The sequence below is a fragment of the Lacisediminihabitans profunda genome (assembly GCF_008040105.1).
Lineage (GTDB): Bacteria > Actinomycetota > Actinomycetes > Actinomycetales > Microbacteriaceae > Lacisediminihabitans > Lacisediminihabitans profunda.
In genome coordinates this window covers 1-383 of record NZ_VRMG01000033.1, presented here as the reverse complement: position 1 = coordinate 383, position 383 = coordinate 1, and the positions used below count along the sequence as shown (strand labels likewise).

The 383-nt window shown below is 55.6% G+C and carries 1 protein-coding gene; it reads right to left on the bottom strand.

Annotated elements, in window-relative coordinates:
• On the bottom strand, positions 1–383 hold a 383-nt coding region (locus FVP33_RS18945; protein ID WP_222706795.1), incomplete at both ends, for a DHH family phosphoesterase.

Below are 383 nucleotides of genomic sequence, written 5' to 3'. Positions count from 1 at the left end.
TGTTACGCTCATCAAACCAGCCCTGATCGCGCAAAAAGGTGCGCAGCGCCAGCATCAGATAAAACGCCACACCCACGCCTGCCAGTGATTTCGACGGGAAATTACAGTCGCGCAAGTTAGGGTTAATGATCGCTTCCGCTGCGGGTAATGTGTCGCCCGGCAAATGGTGATCGGTAACAATAACCGGGATGCCCAACGAGCGAGCGTGCTCAACTCCCGCATGGGAGGAAATACCGTTATCCACCGTGACAATTAACTGCGCGCCACGGGCATGGGCCTGATCGACCACTTCCGGGCTTAAGCCGTAACCGTCTTCGAAACGGTTTGGTACCAGGTAGTCGATATTGCTGCAACCAAGCGAGCGCATCGCCAGCACGCTTAGA